Below are 21,120 nucleotides of genomic sequence, written 5' to 3'. Positions count from 1 at the left end.
CTGACACAAGATGATGTGTCCAAAGTGCCAAAATGGCACTAGATCTAGTAGATCAAGAGGATGTCGATTAATCATTAGACACGCCGAAGAAATTAATTAAGGCATGCCGAAACATAAAATCTTGAAGTTCGGACGGACCCCAAGCCGCAAAAAAGACCTTGCTGGGCGGCCGCCGCGCGGGGCCGACCAGCAAGGTCTTTCGGTGCGCAGACTGGGCTAAGCGCTGACGATCAGACCCAGCTCCGCCGGATTGGCCAGCGCCGGGTGCTCCGGGAGTACCCGCACCGTGTAACCGAAACTGCCGGAGCGGTCGATGACGACGTCGCCGGTGAAGAGGTAGCGGCCATCGCCCAGGTCTTCGGCGGCGCCGAGCGCGGCCGAGGCGGTTTCACTGAGTTCATCGCTGTCCAGCGCCCGGCCGTAGGCCACCTCGACCCGGACATCGGCGGGGGCCAGGCCGCCCAGATTCAGGTAGGCGCGGATTGCCAGGCTGTCGCCGATCTGCGGATCTTCGGTGACCCCTTCGGAATCCACGTGCTCCACGGTGACCGCCGGCCAAGCCTGCAGTACCCGGTTTCGCCACCGGGCGAACTCCCGGGCCTGCCGGAAGTCGTCGGCAGCAGCGGCCCGTCCGGCGATTGCGGCCGGCTGGTACAAGCCGTTGACGTAGTCGGCGAGCATCCGTTCCGCGGAAACCGCCGGACCCAGTGTGGCCAGCGTGTGCTTGATCATCGAGATCCAGTGCGTCGGCAATTCCGACTCCGTCGGGATCGATGGCCCGGCCGCGCCCGCCGATTCGGCGAATCCGGCAGAGCCGTAGAACTTCGGCGCCACCTGGGTCTCCAACAGTTCGTAGAGCGCCGAAGCCTCGATGTCGTCGCGTTCTTCCGCGGAGGCGCCGTTGTTCGCGGTCGGAATCGCCCAGCCATTTTCGCCGTCGTACATTTCGTCCCACCAACCGTCCAGTACGGAGAGGTTGAGGCCGCCGTTGATCGCGGACTTCATCCCGGACGTCCCGCAGGCTTCGAGCGGGCGCAACGGATTGTTGAGCCAGACATCGCAACCGGGGAACAGCGTCCGGGCCATCGCGATGTCGTAGTTCGGCAAAAACACGATCCGGTGCCGTACTTCGGGATCGTCGGTGAACCGGACCAAGTCCTGGATCATCTTCTTGCCGGCATCGTCGGCCGGGTGCGACTTGCCCGCGATCACCAGCTGGATCGGGTGCTGTTCATTGAGCAGCAAAGCCTTGAGCCGGGCCGGATCGCGCAGCATCAGGGTCAACCGTTTGTAGGTCGGCACCCGGCGCGCGAAGCCGATGGTCAGCACCTCGGGGTCCAGCACCGCATCGGTCCAGGCGAGTTCGGCATCCGCGGCGCCGCGTTTCTTCCACGAGGCGCGCAGCCGGCGCCGGACATCGTCGACCAGGGCCGCGCGCAATTCACCGCGCAGCAACCAGACGTCCTGATCCGAGATTTCGTAGACTTTCGACCAATCCGGCTGGTCCAGCACGCTGCCGCCGAAGTGCTCGACGGCGAGTGCGCTGATTTTCGGGTCCACCCAGGTGGGCACGTGCACGCCATTGGTCACCGAGGAGATCGGCACTTCCGAGTGGTCGAAGTCCGGCCAGAGCCCGGAGAACATCTCCCGGGAGACCACACCGTGCAATTTGGCCACCCCGTTGGCGCGCTGGGCCAGGCGCAGGCCCATCACGGCCATGTTGAACACTGCGGAGTCGCCGCCGTCGTAGCTTTCCGAGCCGAGTTCCAGAATCTTCTCGGTAGGCACGCCGGGAGCCAGCCCGGCGTCGAAGAATTGTTGGATCTGCGTCTTCTGGAAGCGGTCGATGCCGGCCGGTACCGGGGTGTGCGTGGTGAACACCGTCGAGGCGCGGCCGGCAGCCAGTGCCTCGTCCCAGTCCAGGCCCTTGCTTTCGATCAGTTCGCGGATCCGCTCGATGCCCAAGAAACCGGCGTGGCCTTCGTTGGTGTGGAAGACTTCGGGCGCCGGGCCGCCGGTCAGCCGTTGGTGCACCCGGAGCGCCTTCACGCCGCCCATGCCCAGAAGCAGTTCCTGCTGCAGCCGGTGATCGCCGCCGCCGCCGTAGAGCCGGTCGGTGATCAACCGGGCAGCATCGTCATTGCCCGGAACGTTCGAGTCGAGTAGCAACAAAGGGACCCGGCCGACGTCGGCACGCCAGATCCAGGCGTGCAGCTCGCGCCCATCGGGCAACGGCAAACTGATCTGCGCCGGGCTGCCGTCCGGCTCCCGGAGCAGCGTCAACGGCAACCCGTCCGGGTCCAGCACCGGGTAGGTCTCCTGTTGCCAGGCGTCCCGGGAGAGCGACTGTTTGAAATACCCGGCTTGGTAGAGCAGGCCGACGCCCACCAGTGGGATGCCCAAGTCGGACGAGGCCTTGAGGTGGTCGCCGGCCAGAATGCCCAGGCCGCCGGAATACTGCGGGAGCACCTCGGTGATGCCGAATTCGGGCGAGAAGTAGGCGATGCTTTTCGGAGCTTCCGCGCCGAGTCCCTGATACCAGCGCGGTTCCTCGAGGTACCGCCGCAAATCCGCTGCGGCCACTTCGACCCGGGAGACCACCTCCGGATCGGCGGCGAGCTGCTGCAGTTGTTCCCGGGTCACGGAGCCCAGGAACTTCACCGGGTCCGCGGAGCTTTCCGCCCAGATTTCCGGATTCAGCGAGGAAAACAACTCGCGGGTCGGCAGGTGCCAGGACCAGCGGAGGTTGCCGGCCAACTGCGCCAAAGGGGCGATCGGCTCGGGCAGGACAGTTCGGACGGTAAATCTGCGGATGGCCTTCACCTTTTCCAAGGTAGCCGAGAACGCTGAGCGTTGGAACTGCTTTGCATGACCATTTGGTATATGACGTGTAAACGCTTGCTCACCGGGCTCCGCAGCTGGTCCGCAGGGTCCGGCGGGATCAGGACCGCGATCAGCGCGCTGCGCAGAAAGCGTTTTTGATCAGGCCGCGGCTTATCGCCAATTGATAGTTTTTATGGGCTGTTCATTGCTAGGCTGTTCCGGTAAAGGCATCGAAGACGATGGGATATCTTTTGCGGGACGCCAGAATTCAACCGAAAGCCGGGGCATTGAACCGGCGAGGCTTTTTGGGCGCTGCATTGGGGGCTGGGTTTCTGCTCCCGGCGCTGAGCGGCTGCGCTGCCGATTCCGGCAATACGCTCCGGGTGGCCTACAAACAATGGGGTAGCGGAAAGGTCCTGGAAGATTTCCTGACCAAGGTCAGTGCACAGTTCCAGCAGGCGAATCCGGGCATTACCGTGCAGTTGATTCCGCTGGTAGCCGGAGACAACGACTATTTCACCAAAAGCGAATTGATGATGTCGAGTGAATCGACCGCCCCGGACCTGGTCTACGAAGACACCTTCATTTTGAAATCAGACGTGGCAGCCGGCTATCTGCGGCCGATCGATGACAAACTCCGGTCCTGGCAGCCCTGGACCGAGATCTATGACTCGGCGAAAACCGCGGTTACCGGTGAAGACGGTCGGGTTTACGCGGTACCGATCGGAACCGACACCCGCGCCCTCTGGTACAACACGCAATTGTTCGCCTCGGCCGGCTTGCCGCTGCCCTGGCAGCCGGCGACCTGGGCCGAGCTGCTCCGCGACCTGGCCGTGCTGCGCGATGCCTTGCCCGGGGTGACCCCGTTCAACATCCTCTCGAGCAAAGCCCAGGGTGAAGCCGCGGTGATGCAAGGGTTCGAAATGCTCCTGTACGGCACCGCGGACGGGCTTTACGATCCGGAGCGCCGGAAGTGGGTCACCGGCAGCCGCGGCTTCCGGGACAGTTTGGAATTCTATCGGAGTGTTTTCCAGAACGGCCTGGGCCCGTCGACCAGCCGTGCGCTCAATCCGAATCTTGCGGACATGGTCTACAACGACTTGTTGCCGGGCGGAAAACTCGCCGTGAACCTCGACGGCGGTTGGCTCGGGCTGTATTGGGCCAAGGGCGCCGTCGCCGAATGGCCGGAGTGGTCGACCGTGCTGCAGCAGGCCAGGATGCCCACCCAATTCGGTGCCGGCCGCGGCTACACCACGATGTCCGGTGGCTGGTCCTGGGCGTTCCCGGCCCGGTCGAAGAAATTCGATCTGGCCTGGGAGTTCCTGGCTGCGGCCATGACGAAGGAGAACACCGTGGCCTACAACGTGGCGGACAATGGGATCGCGGTCCGGCGCGACGTTGCGCAGGACCCCGTCTATCGCGCTTCCGGGCCGACCGTGGAATTCTTCAGTTCCTTGGTCGAGGGAGCCACCTTCCGGCCCGCGCTCGCGGCCTATCCGCAAATTTCGGCTTCGATCCAAGCGGCTACGGAAAAGGTGATGACCGGCAGTGCCGCACCGGAGCAGGCCGCGAAGGAATACGACCAGCAAATCACCGCCATCGTCGGTCCGGACCAGGTCACCGGGGCGAGTCCACGATGAAAGCCGCGCACCTGCAGGCCGCCGGGCCGCAGCCGGGCCGCCGCGGACTGGATCCGCGGCGGAAGCGGAGCTGGACGCGGGCGCTCCCGGTCCTGCCCGCCGTCGTCCTGTTGCTCGCCTTCATGGCCGGCCCGATCATTTACAGCGTCTACTTGGCTTTCACCAATCGGGCATTGCGCGGCGCCGGCGCTGCGGACCCGGAATTCATCGGGCTGGGCAATTTCGGCCAAGCCTTCGGCTCGGCCCAATTCTGGCATTCGGTGTTGCTGACCCTGGCCTTCACCATAGTCTCCGCGGTGATCGGGCAAAACATCCTGGGCATGCTGCTGGCTTTGCTGATGCGCTCGGCCAGCCGGATCACCACCACCTTGACCAGCGCGATCATCATCGGGGCCTGGATCCTGCCCGAGGTGGTGGCCGGTTATCTCTGGTACACCTTCCTCGGCAAAAAAGGTTCGCTCAACGGGGTGTTGGGGTTCTTCGGCCTGCCGGCACAAGACCTTTTGATCAGCTTCCCGATCCTGGCGGTGGCTTTCGCCAATATCTGGCGTGGCACGGCCTTCAGCATGCTGGTCTACCGGGCGGCGTTGACCCAGGTGCCTCCCGAGATCGGCGAATCCGCCCAGCTCGACGGCGCCGGCGCAGTGCGTCGCTTCTTCAGCATCACCTTGCCGATGATCCGGCGCTCCGTGCTCACGAACCTGATGTTGATCACCTTGCAGACGCTCTCGGTGTTCGGCTTGATCTACGTGATGACTGCCGGAGGCCCCGCCGGCGCCAGTCAGACCTTGCCGTTGTTCATGTACGAGCAGGCCTTCAGCTTCGGCCAGCTCGGTTATGGCGCTGCCGTGGCACTGCTGCTCCTGGTGATCGGAGCGATCGCTTCCCTGGTCTATCTGCGCCTGCTGCCGAAAGAGGACAAATCATGAGCCGCGTTGACCTTCCCGCGGCCCGGACCGGCCGCCGTCCGGTCCGATCCGGGCCGGCCAAGCAGCCGATCACGGTGGACAAGGTTCTGAGCAGCGCGGCTTTGCTCCTGATCGCCGCGGTCTTCTGCGTGCCCTTGCTCTGGGTCTTGCTCGCCTCGATCAACCCGAACGCTTCCTTGAGCGTGGCCTGGCCGCAACAGCCGAGCCTGGAGAATTTCAACGCGATCCTCAATACCAAGACCACGTTCCGGCCGATCCTGAATTCACTCATCCTCTGCGGCGGCGCAACCGTGCTCACCGTGTTCTGTTCCGCACTGGCGGCCTACCCGCTTTCCCGCTACCGCTCCCGGGCGAAAAAACCGTTCCTGATGATCATCGTGTTCGCCACCGGGCTGCCGATCACGGCGATCATGGTTCCGGTCTATGCGATGTTCGTCCAGGTCAATTTGATCGATTCGACGCCGGCCGCAATTCTTTTCCTGGCGGCTTCTGCGCTGCCTTACGGGATTTTCTTGATGAAGAACTTCATGGACGGGGTGCCGAGGGAGATCGAAGAAAGCGCTTGGACCGAAGGCGCCAGCAGCCTGCAGGCCCTGCGGTTCGTGGTGATGCCGCTGATCCGGCCCGGGACCTCGGTAGTGACGATCTTCACCTTCGTCGGCATGTGGGGGAATTTCTTCGTGCCATTCATGCTGCTGCTCTCCCCGGACAAATTGCCCGCTTCGGTGAGCCTGTACACCTTCTTCTCGCAATACGGCCAAGTCGCCTACGGCCAACTGGCGGCGTTTTCCCTGGTGTACTCCTTGCCGGTGCTGGTGCTCTACCTGCTGATGGGCCGCCGGCTCGGCGTCGGCTTCACCGCAGCGGGCGGAATCAAGGGCTGAGCATCGACATCCGCACCACAAGGTCCTGTGGTCTTCACCTGGTGGTCATCGCATTCGGTACCGATACCCACTAGCGTGTTGCTTGTGACTACTGAGCAGCCGACGCCCCGCGCAAGCACCTTCGCCGCCGCGAAGCAGTCCGGAACGCCAGTGCTCAGACCAGCTTCACCGAAGCCCGCCAAAACCATGGCCGAGTCCAGCATCGGTCGGATCCCGATCAGCGCCGTGCATCCGGTGCTCGAGGACGGGCGGATCCCGGCGAAGTCCGTGCCGGGCGGGCTGTTGGAGGTCGCCGCGACGGTCTTCCGCGAGGGCCACGACTTGATCGGCGTCGAAGCGGTGCTCTACGACAGCAAAGGCAGGGAGCGGCAGCGGGTCACCCTGCAAGCTCGGCCCGGAGACCGTTGGGCCGGGCAGCTGATCGCGGACAAACCCGGTCAGTGGAGCTTCGAAATCGAGGCGTTCGGAGATCTGTACGCCACTTGGGCGCATCACGCCCAGCTGAAAATCGCGGCCGGAGTGGACGTAGCGGTGATGCTCGCCGAAGGCGGGGCGTTGCTCGCCGACGCTGCCGAAGACCCGGCACGGACCCGCGCGGACCGGCAAGCACTCGCGGCCGCTGCCACAGGGTTGGCGGATACCGCTGCACCGGTTCCGGAGCGCTTGGCTGCAGGTCTGGACGAGTCGGTGCGAGCCGCCGTCGGGCGCCGGCCGATCAAAGACCTGGTGACGGTCAGCCGCCGCTATCCGGTCAAAGTGGAGCGCGACGCGGCCGGGCGCGGCGCCTGGTACGAATTTTTCCCGCGTTCCGAAGGCGCGCAGCAGCATCCGGAGACCGGGGAATGGACCAGCGGAAACTTCCGGACCGCGAAACACAGCTTGGACCGGGTCGCCGAGATGGGTTTCGACGTGATTTACCTGCCGCCGATCCACCCGATCGGCGAAGTGAACCGGAAAGGCCCGAACAATTCGCTGGTGGCCGGCCCGGCAGACCCGGGCTCACCGTGGGCGATCGGTTCCGCGGCCGGCGGACATGACGCGATCCACCCGGACCTCGGCAGTTTCCAGGATTTCGATGACTTCGTCGCCCGGGCCGCCGAATTGGGGCTCGAGGTCGCCTTGGATTTGGCGCTGCAGGCAGCACCGGACCACCCGTGGGCCACCGAGCATCCGGAATGGTTCACCACCCGGATCGACGGCAGCATCGCCTATGCGGAGAACCCGCCCAAAAAGTACCAGGACATCTATCCGATCAATTTCGACAATGACCCGGACGGACTGGCCAAAGAAGTGCTGCGGATCGTCCAGCTGTGGATCAGCCACGGCGTCAAGATTTTCCGAGTGGACAACCCGCACACCAAGCCGCTCTGGTTCTGGCAGTGGTTGATCGCCAAGGTGAACAAGAAACACCCGGAGGTGGTGTTCCTGGCCGAAGCGTTCACCCGGCCCGCAGTGATGCACGCCTTGGGCAAAGCCGGCTTCCAGCAGTCCTACAGCTACTTCACCTGGCGCAATGACAAGGCCGAAATCGAAGCCTATTTGCACGAAATCAGCCACGAGACGGCGTCGTTCTACCGGCCCAATTTCTTCGTCAACACCCCTGACATCTTGACCGAGTACCTGCAATACGGCGGGCCGGCCGCGTTCAAGATCCGGGCGGTGCTCGCCGCCATGGGCAGCCCACTATGGGGCATGTACGCCGGCTACGAACTCTACGAGCACGTGGCCAGGCCGGGTGCCGAAGAGTACCTCGACAACGAAAAATACGAATACAAAGCCCGGGACTTCGCCGGCGCGGAAAAGGCCGGCCGCTCGCTCGCACCGTTCATCGCGAAACTGAACCAGATCCGCCGGGAGCATCCGGCCCTGCTGGAGCTGGCGAACCTGACTGTGCACCGGACTTCCGATCCCGCTACAGTTGCGTTCAGCAAAACGAAAACCCAGATGGAATCCGGCTCAGACACCATCATCGTCGTCGTCAACGTGGACCCGCACAGTGTGCGCGAAGGCGTCGTCTATCTCGACTTGGCCGCGCTTGGCATCGAAGAATTCAACGCGGACGGGAGTTTCACGGTGGACGAGCTCATCACCGGTCAGAGCTGGCAGTGGCGGGATGAGAATTATGTGCGCTTGGACGCACATCTCGAGCCGGCCCATATCCTGCACCTAAGGCGGTCTGAATGAGCATTTCCTCCGGGCACTTCAACATGAATGCCCCCGGGCTACAGCATGATCCGCATTGGTACCGCAAAGCCGTTTTCTACGAGGTGCTGGTACGTGCGTTCCATGACAACAACGGGGACGGCTCGGGTGATTTCTCCGGCTTGATCGAGCGCCTGGACTACTTGCAATGGCTGGGCGTCGACTGCCTCTGGGTGCCGCCGTTCTTCCAGTCCCCGCTGCGCGACGGCGGTTACGACATCTCGGATTACTACCAGGTGCTGGATGAGTTCGGCACGCTTTCCGACTTCCAACGCCTGGTCGCCGAGGCGCACGCCCGCGGCGTGCGGGTGATCATCGACCTGCCGCTGAACCACACCTCGGACCAGCACGCCTGGTTCCAGGCCTCCCGTGAAGACCCGGAGGGCCCGTACGGAGATTTCTACGTGTGGAGCGACACCGACGAGAAATACCAGGACGCGCGGATCATCTTCATCGACACCGAAGAGTCCAACTGGACCTTCGACCCGATCCGCAGGCAGTTCTTCTGGCACCGCTTCTTCAGCCACCAGCCGGATCTCAATTTCGAAAACCCCAAGGTCGTCGAGGCGATCTTCGATGTGGTCCGGTTCTGGCTGGACCAGGGCATCGACGGTTTCCGGGCGGACGCGATTCCTTATCTGTTCGAAGAAGAAGGCACCAATTGCGAGAACCTGCCCGGAACCCATGACTTCCTCCGGGACCTGCGCGCGATGGTGGACCAGGAGTACCCCGGACGGGTGATCATCGCCGAGGCGAATCAGCCTCCGGGCGAAGTTGTCGAGTATTTCGGCACCGCCGCCGAGCCTGAATGCCACATGGCATTCCACTTCCCGATCATGCCCCGGTTGTTCTACGCGCTGCGCGACCAGAAGGCCGCACCGATCATCGAAACCATGAAGGACACTCCGGCGATCCCGGCAGGGGCGCAATGGGGCACTTTCCTGCGCAACCACGATGAGCTGACCTTGGAAATGGTCACTCCGGCGGAACGCGAAGCGATGCTGGGCTGGTATGCACCGGATTCCCGGATGCGGGCGAACGTCGGCATCCGGCGTCGGCTGGCGCCCTTGCTGGACAACTCGCGGGCCGAACTCGAGCTGATCAACGCGCTCCTGCTGGCCTTGCCCGGGAGCCCGTTCCTCTACTACGGCGATGAAATCGGCATGGGCGAAAACATCTGGCTCCTGGACCGCGATTCGGTCCGCACGCCGATGCAATGGACGCCTGACCGCAACGCCGGGTTCTCGAATGCGGACCCCGGAAAGCTCTATCTTCCGGTCGTGCAGTCCTTGGTCTACCACTTCAACCAGGTCAATGTGGAAGCGCAGCAAGCGCATTCGGCCTCGTTGTTGAACTGGACCCGGCAGATTCTGAGCGTGCGCAAGGCGCACTTGGCGTTCGGCCTGGGCGGCTACCAGAACGTGGAAGCCAGCGCGGATTCGGTGCTGGCCTTTTTGCGCGAGCTGCCGGAATACAACCCGGAAGGCGAGCTGGCCGAAAGCATGCTGTGCGTGTTCAACCTCTCGCAGCACCCGGTGGCCACGCAGCTCCGGCTTCCGCAATACGCCGGCCGCGGTCTGCGCGATGTCTTCGGTGGCACCGTGTTCCCGACCGTGGGCGAGGACGGCCTGCTCACCCTGACCTTGGGCAGCCATGATTTCTTCTGGTTGCGATTGCGTTCGGCGAATTCGAATCTGGCCTCGCCGTTGACCCAGCCGATGCCGTTGGTGGCCGGCCCGCCGGCGGAACCGTCGCCGTCGACAGTGCCGGCGACCGGACAGATTCCGGTGACCGAGGCTTCGAACCAAGAGAGGTCCATGCCCTGATGCCGAGCCGCACTCCGACGATCCCCGAACTGCTGCAAGCCTGGTTGCCCGGCCGGCGTTGGTTCCCGGCGAAAAACCAGCCGGCACAGGCCGGGGGATCGGACGGGGTGCGGCTGCGCCGGGTGGGCGGTTTCACCCTCGCGGCCCCGGTTGGCCTGACCGGCGAGGTGCCGGGATTGGAAGTCCATTTGGTCGCGGTCGACTCCGACGGCCGCACCGATGTGCTGCAGATTCCGTTGAGCTACCGTTCAGCGCCCCTGCCCGATGCCGAAGGGTTCCTGCTGGGCTCGGCGGAGCATCCGGAGTTGGGTACCCGGTGGATCTACGACGCGGTGCACGATCCGGTGTTCATCGCGGCTTGGCTCGAATTCATGCAAGCCGAGCACAGCGCGGAGACCGAAGGCATTTCGAGCTACGCCTCGGCCGAGTTCCGGGCCGGGTACGAAACCGGCAAGATCGCCAGGATCCGGCCGATCAGCAGCGAACAGTCGAACAGCTCGGTGATCGTGCGGGGCCATGGGTTCCCGGTGATCGTGAAGTTCTTCCGGGTGCTGAACTACGGGGTGAATCCGGACATCGAGGTCGGCCGCGCCTTGACTGCCGCCGGCTCGGCGGAGACCCCTGCGCTGCACGGTTGGCTGCAGGCCGTTTGGTCGGATTCCTGGGCTGCCGAAGGAGCCCCGGTGCGGCCGGAGGACTTCGGCAGCCTGAGCGTGCTGCACCAATTGGTCCCGGAGGCCGAGGACGGTTGGGATTTGGCCGTCGCCAGCGCCTCCAGCGCCGGCGGCCAGGCGGAAACCGCCGGGCAGCCGGGTTCCGCGGATTTCAGCGTGGATGCGGAGCTGCTCGGCTCGCTCACCGCCCGGCTGCATTCGGCCATGCGCGGCGCGCTGGGCGAAACCGCACTCGACCCGGCCGCCCGGCTGGAATTCCTCGGCGCGCTCGCCGGCCGCGTCCGGTGGGCCTGGGACCAGGCCGGCGCCGTCGTCGGGCCTTATCAGGAGCAGATCGAGCAGATCCTGGCGGACTTGATGGAGGTCCGGGAAGTCGCCAGCTTGCAACGGATCCACGGTGACTTGCATCTGGGCCAATTGATCCGTACCGGCACCCGGGAAACCGGGCTGCGCTGGTTCGTTTTGGATTTCGAAGGCGAGCCGTTGCGCCCGGTCGCCGAACGCTCCTCGCCGGACATCCCATTGCGCGATGTGGTGGGTATGCTCCGATCGATCGACTATGCGGCAGCCACCGCCGGCCAGCAACACGGCGAATGGGCGGAACGGACCAGCACTGCATTCTTGCGTGCCTATTGCGCGGATCGCGGCCGGATCGAACAGAACTCCCCGCTGTTCCTCGCATTGTGGCTGGACAAAGCCCTCTACGAAGTGGTGTACGAACTGCGGAACCGGCCCAGCTGGTTGCATGTGCCGGTGAACGCCGTGCAGCGTTTGCTCAGGTCCCTGGATTCCGAGGAAAGCGAGAGCCCGATGGCACCCGATGAGATCCGGCATCCCGGGCCCAGCCCGATTCCGGCCAGCCCGAACGAACTCGCCAAGCTCTCCGCGGGCCTGCACCACGATCCGCACTCGGTCCTGGGCGCCCACCCGGACGACCACGGGCGCGTGACCGTCCGGGCCTTGCGGCATCTGGCCGAGGCGGTTTCGGTGCGGACCGCCGGCGGAACGGTGCCGATGCGGCACGAATTCGGCGGCGTGTGGGTTGCCGTCCTGGACGCCGAGGAACCGGGCCAGGTCCCGGATTTCCGGATCGAGGCCCGCTACGCAGACGGCGCGAACGTGCTGAGCGACGATCCCTACCGATTCCTGCCCACCCTGGGCGAGGTCGATTTGCATCTGATCGGCGAAGGCCGGCACGAGGAGCTCTGGAAAGTGCTCGGCGCGCATCCGCGCAGCTACCCCTCAGTGCTCGGCGAAGTGCACGGCGTGAGCTTCGCGGTCTGGGCGCCGAATGCCCAGGCAGTCCGGGTCAAGGCGGATTTCAACGGCTGGGACGGCCGTGGCCATGCCATGCGCTCGCTCGGTTCCTCCGGGGTCTGGGAGATTTTCATTCCGGAGGCGCAGGCCGGCAGCCGCTACAAATTCGAGATCCTCGGCAAAGCCGGGATCTGGCAGGACAAAGCCGATCCCATGGCGTTCGGCACCGAAGTGCCGCCGTTGACGGCGTCGAAAGTCACCGCCTCCAGCTACGAGTTCCAGGACGCGGACTGGATGGCGCAGCGGGGCGGCATCGATCCGCACAATTCGCCGATGAGCGTCTACGAAGTGCATCTGGGGTCTTGGCGTCCCGGATTGAGCTATCTGGACCTTTCCCGGGAGCTCGTCGAGTACGTGCAGTGGCTGGGATTCACGCATGTCGAGTTCATGCCGGTGGCCGAGCATCCGTTCGGCGGTTCCTGGGGCTACCAGGTGACCTCCTACTTCGCGCCCACCTCGCGGTTCGGCCACCCGGATGAGTTCCGGTATCTGGTGGATGCGCTGCACGGCGCCGGGATCGGCGTGATCGTGGATTGGGTGCCGGCGCATTTCCCCAAGGACGAATGGGCTTTGGCCAGGTTCGACGGCGGACCGTTGTACGAGCACTCCGACCCGCGGTTGGGCGAGCATCCGGACTGGGGGACCCTGATTTTCGATTTCGGCCGGTCCGAAGTCCGGAACTTCCTGACCGCCAATGCGCTGTACTGGTTCGAGGAATTCCATGTCGACGGCTTGCGGGTGGACGCGGTGGCTTCGATGCTCTACCTCGACTATTCGCGCGAAGCCGGTGAGTGGGCGCCGAACCGCTGGGGTGGGCGGGAGAACTTGGAAGCGATTTCCTTCTTGCAGGAAGTCAATGCCACCGCCTACAAACGTTCCGGCGGGGTGGTGATGATCGCGGAGGAATCGACGGCGTTCCCCGGGGTCACCGCGCCCACCGACCAGAGCGGTCTGGGCTTCGGCCTGAAGTGGAACATGGGTTGGATGCACGACTCCCTGACTTATATCGCCGAAGACCCAATCAACCGCAAATGGCATCATGACACCGCGACTTTTTCGCTGGCCTACGCGTTCACCGAGAATTTCCTGCTGCCGATCAGCCATGACGAGGTGGTGCACGGCAAAGGATCGATGTTGCGAAAGATGCCGGGCGACCGCTGGCAGCAATTGGCCAATCTGCGGGCCTTCCTGGCCTGGCAGTGGGCGCACCCGGGCAAACAGCTGATTTTCATGGGCACTGAGTTCGGTCAGGAAGCCGAATGGAGCGAACAGCACGGCTTGGACTGGTGGCTGGCCGACATGCCGCCGCACCGCGGCATGCAGTTGCTGGTCCGGCAGCTCAATGAGACCTATCGGGCGACGCCGGCGCTGTGGGAACAGGACAACTCCGGCAGCGGTTTCGAGTGGATCAACGCGAGCGACGCCGACCGCAATGTGCTCTCCTTCATCCGCCGGGACCGGCAGGGCAAACCGCTGGTCTGCGTGGTGAACTTCTCCGGCGCACCGCACCACGACTACCGGCTCGGCTTGCCGTCCGCAGGCCGGTGGCGGGAAGTGCTCAATACCGATGCCCAGGAATACGGTGGCTCCGGGGTGGGCAATGGCGGGTCCGTGCTGGCCGGGCCCGAACCGTGGGACGGCAAAACGGCGTCCGCGGTGCTCACTTTGCCGCCGCTCGGAACCCTATATTTGGTCCCCGAGTCCTGACCCGGTTTCAGATAGTCGCCTGTCTTTTGGATAGTTTTTTGCCCGTCAAAACGCAATCTAAAAAGCAAACAGCTATCTGAAACGACGTTCTCGGGTGACGGAAGGTGACGTTCTGCGACGGACGGTGAAGTACCGTGAACCGTCGTGACGGCCGAGTACGACGGCGGCCCGGCAACCCCCTAGGGTCGAGCCATGTTGCATTTCGGATGGTTCGTGGGCCATGGTTTCGGTGTCCAGGGCTGGGGCACGCCCGGCTATGCCCAGGGATATGACTGGAAGCAGCCGCAGATCTACCAAGCTGCGGCCCGGCTTTTCGAACGCTCCGGTTTGGACTTGTTCATCATCGAGGACTCGCTCACCGTCCCGGACACCTACGGTGGCAGCGCGGAGGTTTCCCTGGCGCAGGCATCGTTCGCGCCGAAGCACGACCCGTTGGCCTTGGTCCCGTACTTGCTTTCGGCAACCGAGAACCTCGGCGTGGTGCCCACGGTCAGCGCTTCGTTCTATCCGCCGTTCACCGCAGCCAGATTACTGGCGACGCTGCAGCATTTCTCGCAACGGCAACTCGGTTGGAACGTGGTCACCTCGGGCAGCGACTTGGCAGCGCAGAACTACGGCTTGGACCAGCAGATAGAACACGACCGGCGGTATGCGAAGGCCGAGGAGTTCGTCGACGTGGTGCGCAAGCTCTGGCGCAGCTGGGCGCCAGACGCGGTGCTCGAAGATGTCGCCGCCGGCCGATACGCGGATCACCGGAAGGTCGCCCCGATCGATCATCGCGGCGAGTTCTTCGCGGTCCGCGGTCCGTTGAACACCGCGCCGCTGCCGGAGGAGCCGGTTCTGGTCCAGGCCGGGGCTTCGCCGCGCGGCAAGGCCTTTGCGGGCGCCAATGCGGATGTCGCCCTGGCGCTTGCCCGGGGAGTGGACGGGATGCGCGGGTATCGGGACAGCGTGCGGGCGGAAGCCGTTCGGGCCGGTCGGGACCCGGACGAAGTCAAAGTCCTGTTCGTCACCAAGCCGACCGTGGTCGGTTCCCGGGCCGAGGCTCAGGAACTGCGCGAAAGCCGCAAAAACCTCAGCCGGCGGGACATCGACAGCCAGCTGAATTCGATCTCTTATCTTTCCGGGATCGATTTCCGGAAGTTCGATCTCGACCAACCGCTTCCGGCACTGAGCACGAACAGCAATCGCGGGACTTTGGCGCACTTCACCTCGTCGGCTCCGGACGGCGCCACACTGCGCGAAATCCTGCAGCGCCGCAGCGGCGGGGCCGGGGACAGCATCATCGGCACCGCCGAAGAGATCGCAGACTACTTCGAAGCCAGTGCGGAAGCCGTGGGCGGAGACGGATTCCTGCTCTCCGGTTTCGTCGACCCGGCCACGGTCCACGGCGTGCTCGACCGGTTGGCCCCGGTGCTGCGGCATCGCGGCTTGCTCCGGAGCAGCTATGGCGACGGCGGTCTCCGCTCGAACCTGCGGGACTTCTGATGCCCGGCTTCAGCATTGGGACCGGGTCGATCGCACTGGCCGATTTCGCTGCCGCGGCACTGGAACCGGCCACCGTGGTCGAAGTGACCGAGGAGGCTTGGCAGCAGGTCCGGGATTCCCGTGATCTGGTCGATGCCGCGGCAGCGGCCGGGCAGCCGGTCTATGGTCTGAACACCTTGCTCGGCTCCGGGCGGAACACTCCGGTCGAGGCTTCGAAAATCCTGGCCTTCCAGGTTCAGCTGGTGCGCTATCACGCCAGTGGAATCGGTGAATTCCTGGCTGCCGGGCAAACCCGGGCAGTCCTGCTGTCCCGGCTGATCGGATTCGCCAGAGGCGGATCCGGGGTCCGGGCTGAAACCGTCGAATTCTACCGGCAGCTGCTGAACCAGGGGATCCTTCCGGCGATCCCGAGAACCGGCTCGGTGGGGTCCTCGGACCTGACCGCGTTGGCCGCCGTCGCCAGTGTGGCGATCGGCGAGGGACAAGCCCATGACCAGGCCGGGAACTTGGTCGCCGGGGCTGAAGCGCTCGCCGGCGCAGGCATCGAGCCGCTGGTGCTGCAGGGGCTGGAAGGCCTGGCCTTGGTCAGCGCGAACTCCTACACGGTGGGCGTAGGGGTTCTGCAGCTCGACAAATTGCACCGGCTCGTCGAGCTCGCCGACACGGCTTTGGTGCTTTCACTCGAGGCGATCGGAAGGCTCGGCGGTGCTGCCCAGCTCGACGCCTATTCGCCGATCATCGCGCAGGCGAAGGGCAGCCGCGGTTTGGCCGAGAGCATTTCCCGAATCCAGGAATTGTTGCGCGGCAGCTGGTTGGCCCAGCCGGGCCGGGACGGCGGAGTCCAAGACCCGCTTTCCTTCCGGTCGGCGCCGCAGACCCACGGTGCCGTGCGGGCACAGACCGGGATCCTGGCCGCTGCGCTCCAAGCGGAGTTGGACGGACGCGGCGAAAACCCACTGGTCGATGCGCCCAGCGGCCGCCTGGTGTCCGGCGGGAACTTCCAGATCACCGAGCTCGCTCTGGCCTTCGAGGGGCTGCGCCTCGGATTGGCGCACCTCGGCCATATCAGCGAGCGGAGGATCGCCAAACTTTTCCCGGCGCAACGGGAATTGCGCCAGGCGCGGTTGGCCGCTGCGGAATCCACTCCGGAGGACGACGGATTCCCGGGGTTGCTCTGGTATTCGGCGGCGGCGCTGCTGGCAGAACTCAAGGCGCTTGCCCAGCCGGTGACGCTGGGCGCGCCAACCCTGTCCGCGGATGTGGAGGACCACTCGACGTTGGCACCCTTGGCCTTGCAGCAGCTTGAACGCTCGATTGAACTCAGTGTCGAGTTGCTTGTCATCGAAGCTCTGACCGCGGTTTACCTGCTTGGCTCGGAAACCCTGCGGTCGCGCCCGCTGGGCGAAGCCGCCGGAGCCATCCACCAGGCATTGTCCACGCTGCTCGACGAGCGGCTTCCGGCCGCAGAGCTGATCCTGCGGGCCGGGCAACTGCTCTGGAGCCGGCCATGAATGATCCGGTATTGGCTGCGGTCGGGAACACCCCCTTGGTCCAGTTGCACGGGCTGGGAGTCCGCAATCGCGTCCTGCTGAAGCTCGAATCGTTGAATCCCGGTGGCTCGATCAAGGACCGGACTGCGCTTGCCATGGTCCGGGCGGCCGAGGCCAGCGGCGAACTGCGCGCCGGGGCGACCATCGTGGAGAGCAGTTCCGGAAACACCGGAGTGGGTCTGGCTCTGATCGGCTCCCGGACCGGGCATCCGGTGGTGATCGTGGTCGGTCAGAGTACGTCGGCGGAAAAGGTCGAGGCGATCCGCGGCTACGGCGCTCGGGTGGAATTCGCCGATTGGGAGGCGGCTCCGGAGTCGCCAGACAACCCCCGGACGGTTGCCGAACGGATCGCCGCGTCGATCCCGGGCAGCTGGTGGCCGCAGCAGTTCGACAACCAGGCCAATCCCCAAGCGCATTACCGCGGGACCGGTCCGGAGATCTGGCGGCAAACCGGCGGAGCGCTCACTCACTTCGTGGCTTCGGTCGGGACCGGAGGCACGATCAGCGGGGCCGGCCGCTACTTCAAAGAGGCGAGCCGGGGCGCGGTTCGGGTGCACGCTGCCGATCCGGCCGGCTCGGTCTATTCGGGCGCTCCGGCCGGGCGGATCATCGTCGACGGGGTAGGGAACACTTGGCCGCCCGAGTGTTGGCCGAGCACCTTCGATCCGGCGGTCGTGGACGGCTTCCAGGTGGTCGACGATGCGGAATGCTACGCGACGCTGCATTTCCTGCAGCAGAGCCAGGGTCTCTGCCTGGGGCCATCATCCGGCTTGGCGGTTGCCGCGGCCCGGCGGGTCGCCGACGCTGCACCGATTGGCTCGCTCGTAGTGGCGATTGCTCCGGACACCGGTCAGAACTATGCCAGCAAAGCGTATGACCGCGACTGGCTCGCCGCCCAAGGCCTCCAGCTCAGTTCCGGTCTGCCGCCGTTGCCGGTTCCAGCCCGTTGATGAAGGCGCGCACATCGGCGACGAGCAGCTCCGGTTCTTCGAGCGCTGCGAAATGTCCGCCGCGCTCGGGCACGTCGGTCCAGCGGACGATCGTATTGCTGCGTTCGGCGTGGCTGCGGATCCCGATATCGTGGGCGAACTGGATCGCCGCGGTCGGCACTCCCGAATTCGGCGGCGCGACGCCCCACAGCGGGGCGGAGGCATAGCCGGTGTAGGCGGCCGATCCGGCCGAACGGTTGAACCAGTAGAGCGAAACATTGGCCAGCACCCAGTCCAGGCCGAGGACGACGTCGGGCATTGCCTCGAGCGGATGGGTCCAGGCGCGCAGTTTGTCCAGGATCCAGGCCAGCTACCCCACCGGGGAATCCGTCAACGCGGTTCCGATCAGACCGGGCCGGGTGGACTGGATTGCGAGGTAGCCGAACTCGCGATCCCGGTGTCCCAGTCGTCGCCGGGCAGGGTGTGCGGGAGCCGGGCAGAACGGAGCCGTTGGCTCAGGTCGTCGAGCTCTTGCTGGGCGATGTGCACGGTGTAGGGCTGAATGTTCGTCATGGAATCAGTCTGCAATGTCTTGCGGTCACTTTTAGTCCTAAAGGCAAAACGGAGTCGGCATCGGTGCTGGATCCGGAACCGGACTGCTTGCTGCCCGAGGCGGGGTGTCCGGGCTCCGACACTCGGCCGAAAACCCCGAAAACAAGCGGATCTGAGCCTGCTCGCAGGCCGGAGTTTGTCATCACCGGATCATGGTGGTAGAGTTTTATCCCGCGCCAAGTGAACGAAAACGGCTGAAAACCGACGGTTCGCGAGGCACGAAAATCTTACGATTTGGCACTTTCGGGGGTCGGGACGTAAGCTTGGAACTCGGCCGAAAATCACGACGAAAACGCGGATTTGACACCGAGAACTGAGAAGAGTAAGCTAGAAAAGTTGCTCCGGCGGCCGGTAAAACGGCTTCGGAAGCAGTCTGTTGTTTGAGAACTCAATAGTGTGTTTTGTTTTTTGTTGATACCAATTGTTTTGTTTTTTGGTATTTGCTCATGGTTGTCACACCCCGTGTGGCAAGTTGTGGGTTGATGCTGGGAAAGAGTTTTTTGTAATGAATTTTACGGAGAGTTTGATTCTGGCTCAGGATGAACGCTGGCGGCGTGCTTAACACATGCAAGTCGAACGATGAACCTGTGCTTGCACGGGGGATTAGTGGCGAACGGGTGAGTAACACGTGAGTAACCTGCCCTTGACTTCGGGATAAGCCTGGGAAACTGGGTCTAATACTGGATACGACCTCTCATCGCATGGTGTGGGGGTGGAAAGTTTTTGCGGTTTTGGATGGACTCGCGGCCTATCAGCTTGTTGGTGAGGTAATGGCTCACCAAGGCGACGACGGGTAGCCGGCCTGAGAGGGTGACCGGCCACACTGGGACTGAGACACGGCCCAGACTCCTACGGGAGGCAGCAGTGGGGAATATTGCACAATGGGCGAAAGCCTGATGCAGCGACGCCGCGTGAGGGACGACGGCCTTCGGGTTGTAAACCTCTTTCAGTAGGGAACAAGGCATCATTTTTGTGGTGTTGAGGGTACTTGCAGAAGAAGCACCGGCTAACTACGTGCCAGCAGCCGCGGTAATACGTAGGGTGCAAGCGTTATCCGGAATTATTGGGCGTAAAGAGCTCGTAGGCGGTTTGTCGCGTCTGTCGTGAAAGTCCGGGGCTCAACTCCGGATCTGCGGTGGGTACGGGCAGACTAGAGTGATGTAGGGGAGACTGGAATTCCTGGTGTAGCGGTGGAATGCGCAGATATCAGGAGGAACACCGATGGCGAAGGCAGGTCTCTGGGCATTAACTGACGCTGAGGAGCGAAAGCATGGGGAGCGAACAGGATTAGATACCCTGGTAGTCCATGCCGTAAACGTTGGGCACTAGGTGTGGGGGACATTCCACGTTTTCCGCGCCGTAGCTAACGCATTAAGTGCCCCGCCTGGGGAGTACGGCCGCAAGGCTAAAACTCAAAGAAATTGACGGGGGCCCGCACAAGCGGCGGAGCATGCGGATTAATTCGATGCAACGCGAAGAACCTTACCAAGGCTTGACATGAACCGGAAAGGCGTAGAAATACGTCCCCCACTTGTGGTCGGTTTACAGGTGGTGCATGGTTGTCGTCAGCTCGTGTCGTGAGATGTTGGGTTAAGTCCCGCAACGAGCGCAACCCTCGTTCTATGTTGCCAGCACGTGATGGTGGGGACTCATAGGAGACTGCCGGGGTCAACTCGGAGGAAGGTGGGGATGACGTCAAATCATCATGCCCCTTATGTCTTGGGCTTCACGCATGCTACAATGGCCGGTACAAAGGGTTGCGATACTGTGAGGTGGAGCTAATCCCAAAAAGCCGGTCTCAGTTCGGATTGGGGTCTGCAACTCGACCCCATGAAGTCGGAGTCGCTAGTAATCGCAGATCAGCAACGCTGCGGTGAATACGTTCCCGGGCCTTGTACACACCGCCCGTCAAGTCACGAAAGTTGGTAACACCCGAAGCCGGTGGCCTAACCCCTTGTGGGAGGGAGCCGTCGAAGGTGGGACTGGCGATTGGGACTAAGTCGTAACAAGGTAGCCGTACCGGAAGGTGCGGCTGGATCACCTCCTTTCTAAGGAGCACCAAACATCTGGCTGGTTTCCGCATGGATTCTGGTGTGGGTGTGAGGAGTTAAAGCCCATTGCGAGGACGTATGTTTCTCGGTGGGTGCTCAAGGGTGGAATATCAACAAAATTTTACTGAAGCGCTGGTTTTGCTGGTGTGGAGGTTTTGCTTCTGGGATTGTTCTCGGGTTGGTCGCTTAGTACGCTTTTTCCTTCGGGGAGGGGTTGGAACGGTGGTTGGTTTGGGAGGTTCTAGGGGTTACAGAACACACTGTTGGGTCCTGAGGCAACAGGCGCCCTGCTGGTCTTTGCTGGTGTCGCCCTTTTTTGGGGTGGTGTTGGTGGGGGTTGTGCGGGGTTTGTTGTTTCGTTTTCCCTCTCTGCTGATCAATCTGTTGAAGCCTGTTTATTCGGGTGGGTTGTGTGTGGGGGTGGGGTTGTTGTTTGAGAACTGTATAGTGGACGCGAGCATCTTAAAGACAAAGCAATTTGTCATTTA

At 63.5% G+C, this 21,120-nt stretch carries 12 protein-coding genes and 1 rRNA gene; 10 read left to right on the top strand and 3 right to left on the bottom strand.

The window, feature by feature from the left end; all coding sequences use genetic code 11:
- Window positions 1-216: 216 nt before the first annotated feature.
- A complete protein-coding gene (gene glgP / locus JOE69_RS07785; RefSeq protein WP_309797537.1) occupies window positions 217-2,823 on the bottom strand; it encodes an alpha-glucan family phosphorylase in 2,607 nt (868 codons plus the stop codon).
- A 239-nt stretch (window positions 2,824-3,062) separates the two neighbouring features.
- Here glgP and JOE69_RS07780 point away from each other — a divergent pair, with 239 nt between their 5' ends.
- The 9 genes from JOE69_RS07780 to JOE69_RS07740 all read left to right on the top strand — a co-directional run bounded on the left by JOE69_RS07780 (window position 3,063) and on the right by JOE69_RS07740 (window position 17,990).
- Window positions 3,063-4,463: an extracellular solute-binding protein gene (locus JOE69_RS07780; protein WP_309797536.1), complete on the top strand. Its 1,401-nt coding sequence runs from the start codon at window positions 3,063-3,065 to the stop codon at window positions 4,461-4,463.
- The gene (locus JOE69_RS07775) at window positions 4,460-5,392 is read left to right on the top strand and encodes a carbohydrate ABC transporter permease (RefSeq protein WP_309797533.1); all 933 of its coding nucleotides are present in this window, start codon (window positions 4,460-4,462) and stop codon (window positions 5,390-5,392) included. Before JOE69_RS07780 ends, JOE69_RS07775 begins: the two co-directional genes overlap by 4 nt.
- Complete coding sequence (locus JOE69_RS07770; protein ID WP_309797529.1) at window positions 5,389-6,276, top strand: carbohydrate ABC transporter permease; 888 nt, start codon at window positions 5,389-5,391, stop codon at window positions 6,274-6,276. The genes JOE69_RS07775 and JOE69_RS07770 overlap by 4 nt, the downstream gene beginning before the upstream one ends.
- A gap of 186 nt (window positions 6,277-6,462) precedes the next feature.
- A complete protein-coding gene (locus JOE69_RS07765; RefSeq protein ID WP_309801213.1) occupies window positions 6,463-8,460 on the top strand; it encodes an alpha-1,4-glucan--maltose-1-phosphate maltosyltransferase in 1,998 nt (665 codons plus the stop codon).
- Window positions 8,457-10,304, top strand: a complete 1,848-nt coding sequence (gene treS, locus JOE69_RS07760; protein WP_309797527.1) for a maltose alpha-D-glucosyltransferase — start codon at window positions 8,457-8,459, stop codon at window positions 10,302-10,304. The genes JOE69_RS07765 and treS overlap by 4 nt, the downstream gene beginning before the upstream one ends.
- Window positions 10,304-14,002 carry a 1,4-alpha-glucan branching protein GlgB gene (gene glgB, locus JOE69_RS07755; protein ID WP_309797525.1) on the top strand — a complete coding sequence of 1,233 codons (3,699 nt, stop codon included), beginning with the start codon at window positions 10,304-10,306 and terminating at the stop codon, window positions 14,000-14,002. Before treS ends, glgB begins: the two co-directional genes overlap by 1 nt.
- 192 nt (window positions 14,003-14,194) lie before the next feature.
- Complete coding sequence (locus JOE69_RS07750) at window positions 14,195-15,490, top strand: NtaA/DmoA family FMN-dependent monooxygenase (RefSeq protein WP_309797523.1); 1,296 nt, start codon at window positions 14,195-14,197, stop codon at window positions 15,488-15,490.
- Complete coding sequence (locus tag JOE69_RS07745) at window positions 15,490-17,001, top strand: aromatic amino acid ammonia-lyase (RefSeq protein ID WP_309797521.1); 1,512 nt, start codon at window positions 15,490-15,492, stop codon at window positions 16,999-17,001. The genes JOE69_RS07750 and JOE69_RS07745 overlap by 1 nt, the downstream gene beginning before the upstream one ends.
- The gene (locus tag JOE69_RS07740; RefSeq protein WP_309797519.1) at window positions 16,998-17,990 is read left to right on the top strand and encodes a PLP-dependent cysteine synthase family protein; all 993 of its coding nucleotides are present in this window, start codon (window positions 16,998-17,000) and stop codon (window positions 17,988-17,990) included. Before JOE69_RS07745 ends, JOE69_RS07740 begins: the two co-directional genes overlap by 4 nt.
- On the opposite strand, the gene JOE69_RS07735 is transcribed toward JOE69_RS07740, so the two are convergent.
- Both JOE69_RS07735 and JOE69_RS07730 read right to left on the bottom strand, forming a co-directional pair.
- Window positions 17,950-18,288 carry an alpha/beta fold hydrolase gene (locus JOE69_RS07735; protein ID WP_309797517.1) on the bottom strand — a complete coding sequence of 113 codons (339 nt, stop codon included), beginning with the start codon at window positions 18,286-18,288 and terminating at the stop codon, window positions 17,950-17,952. The two genes, JOE69_RS07740 and JOE69_RS07735, sit on opposite strands and share 41 nt — an antisense overlap.
- 86 nt (window positions 18,289-18,374) lie before the next feature.
- Window positions 18,375-18,542 (bottom strand): epoxide hydrolase N-terminal domain-containing protein, encoded by a 168-nt coding sequence (locus JOE69_RS07730; RefSeq protein ID WP_309797512.1) that lies wholly within the window; start codon window positions 18,540-18,542, stop codon window positions 18,375-18,377.
- Window positions 18,543-19,092: 550 nt separating this feature from the next.
- On the opposite strand from JOE69_RS07730, the gene JOE69_RS07725 reads away from it, so the two are divergent.
- Window positions 19,093-20,629 (top strand): 16S ribosomal RNA (locus JOE69_RS07725).
- Window positions 20,630-21,120 lie beyond the last annotated feature (491 nt).

It is taken from the genome of Arthrobacter russicus (assembly GCF_031454135.1).
In the GTDB taxonomy this organism is placed as follows: Bacteria; Actinomycetota; Actinomycetes; order Actinomycetales; family Micrococcaceae; genus Renibacterium; species Renibacterium russicum.
The sequence above is the reverse complement of the archived record's forward strand: the minus strand, read 5'-3'. Positions and strand labels throughout refer to the sequence as shown.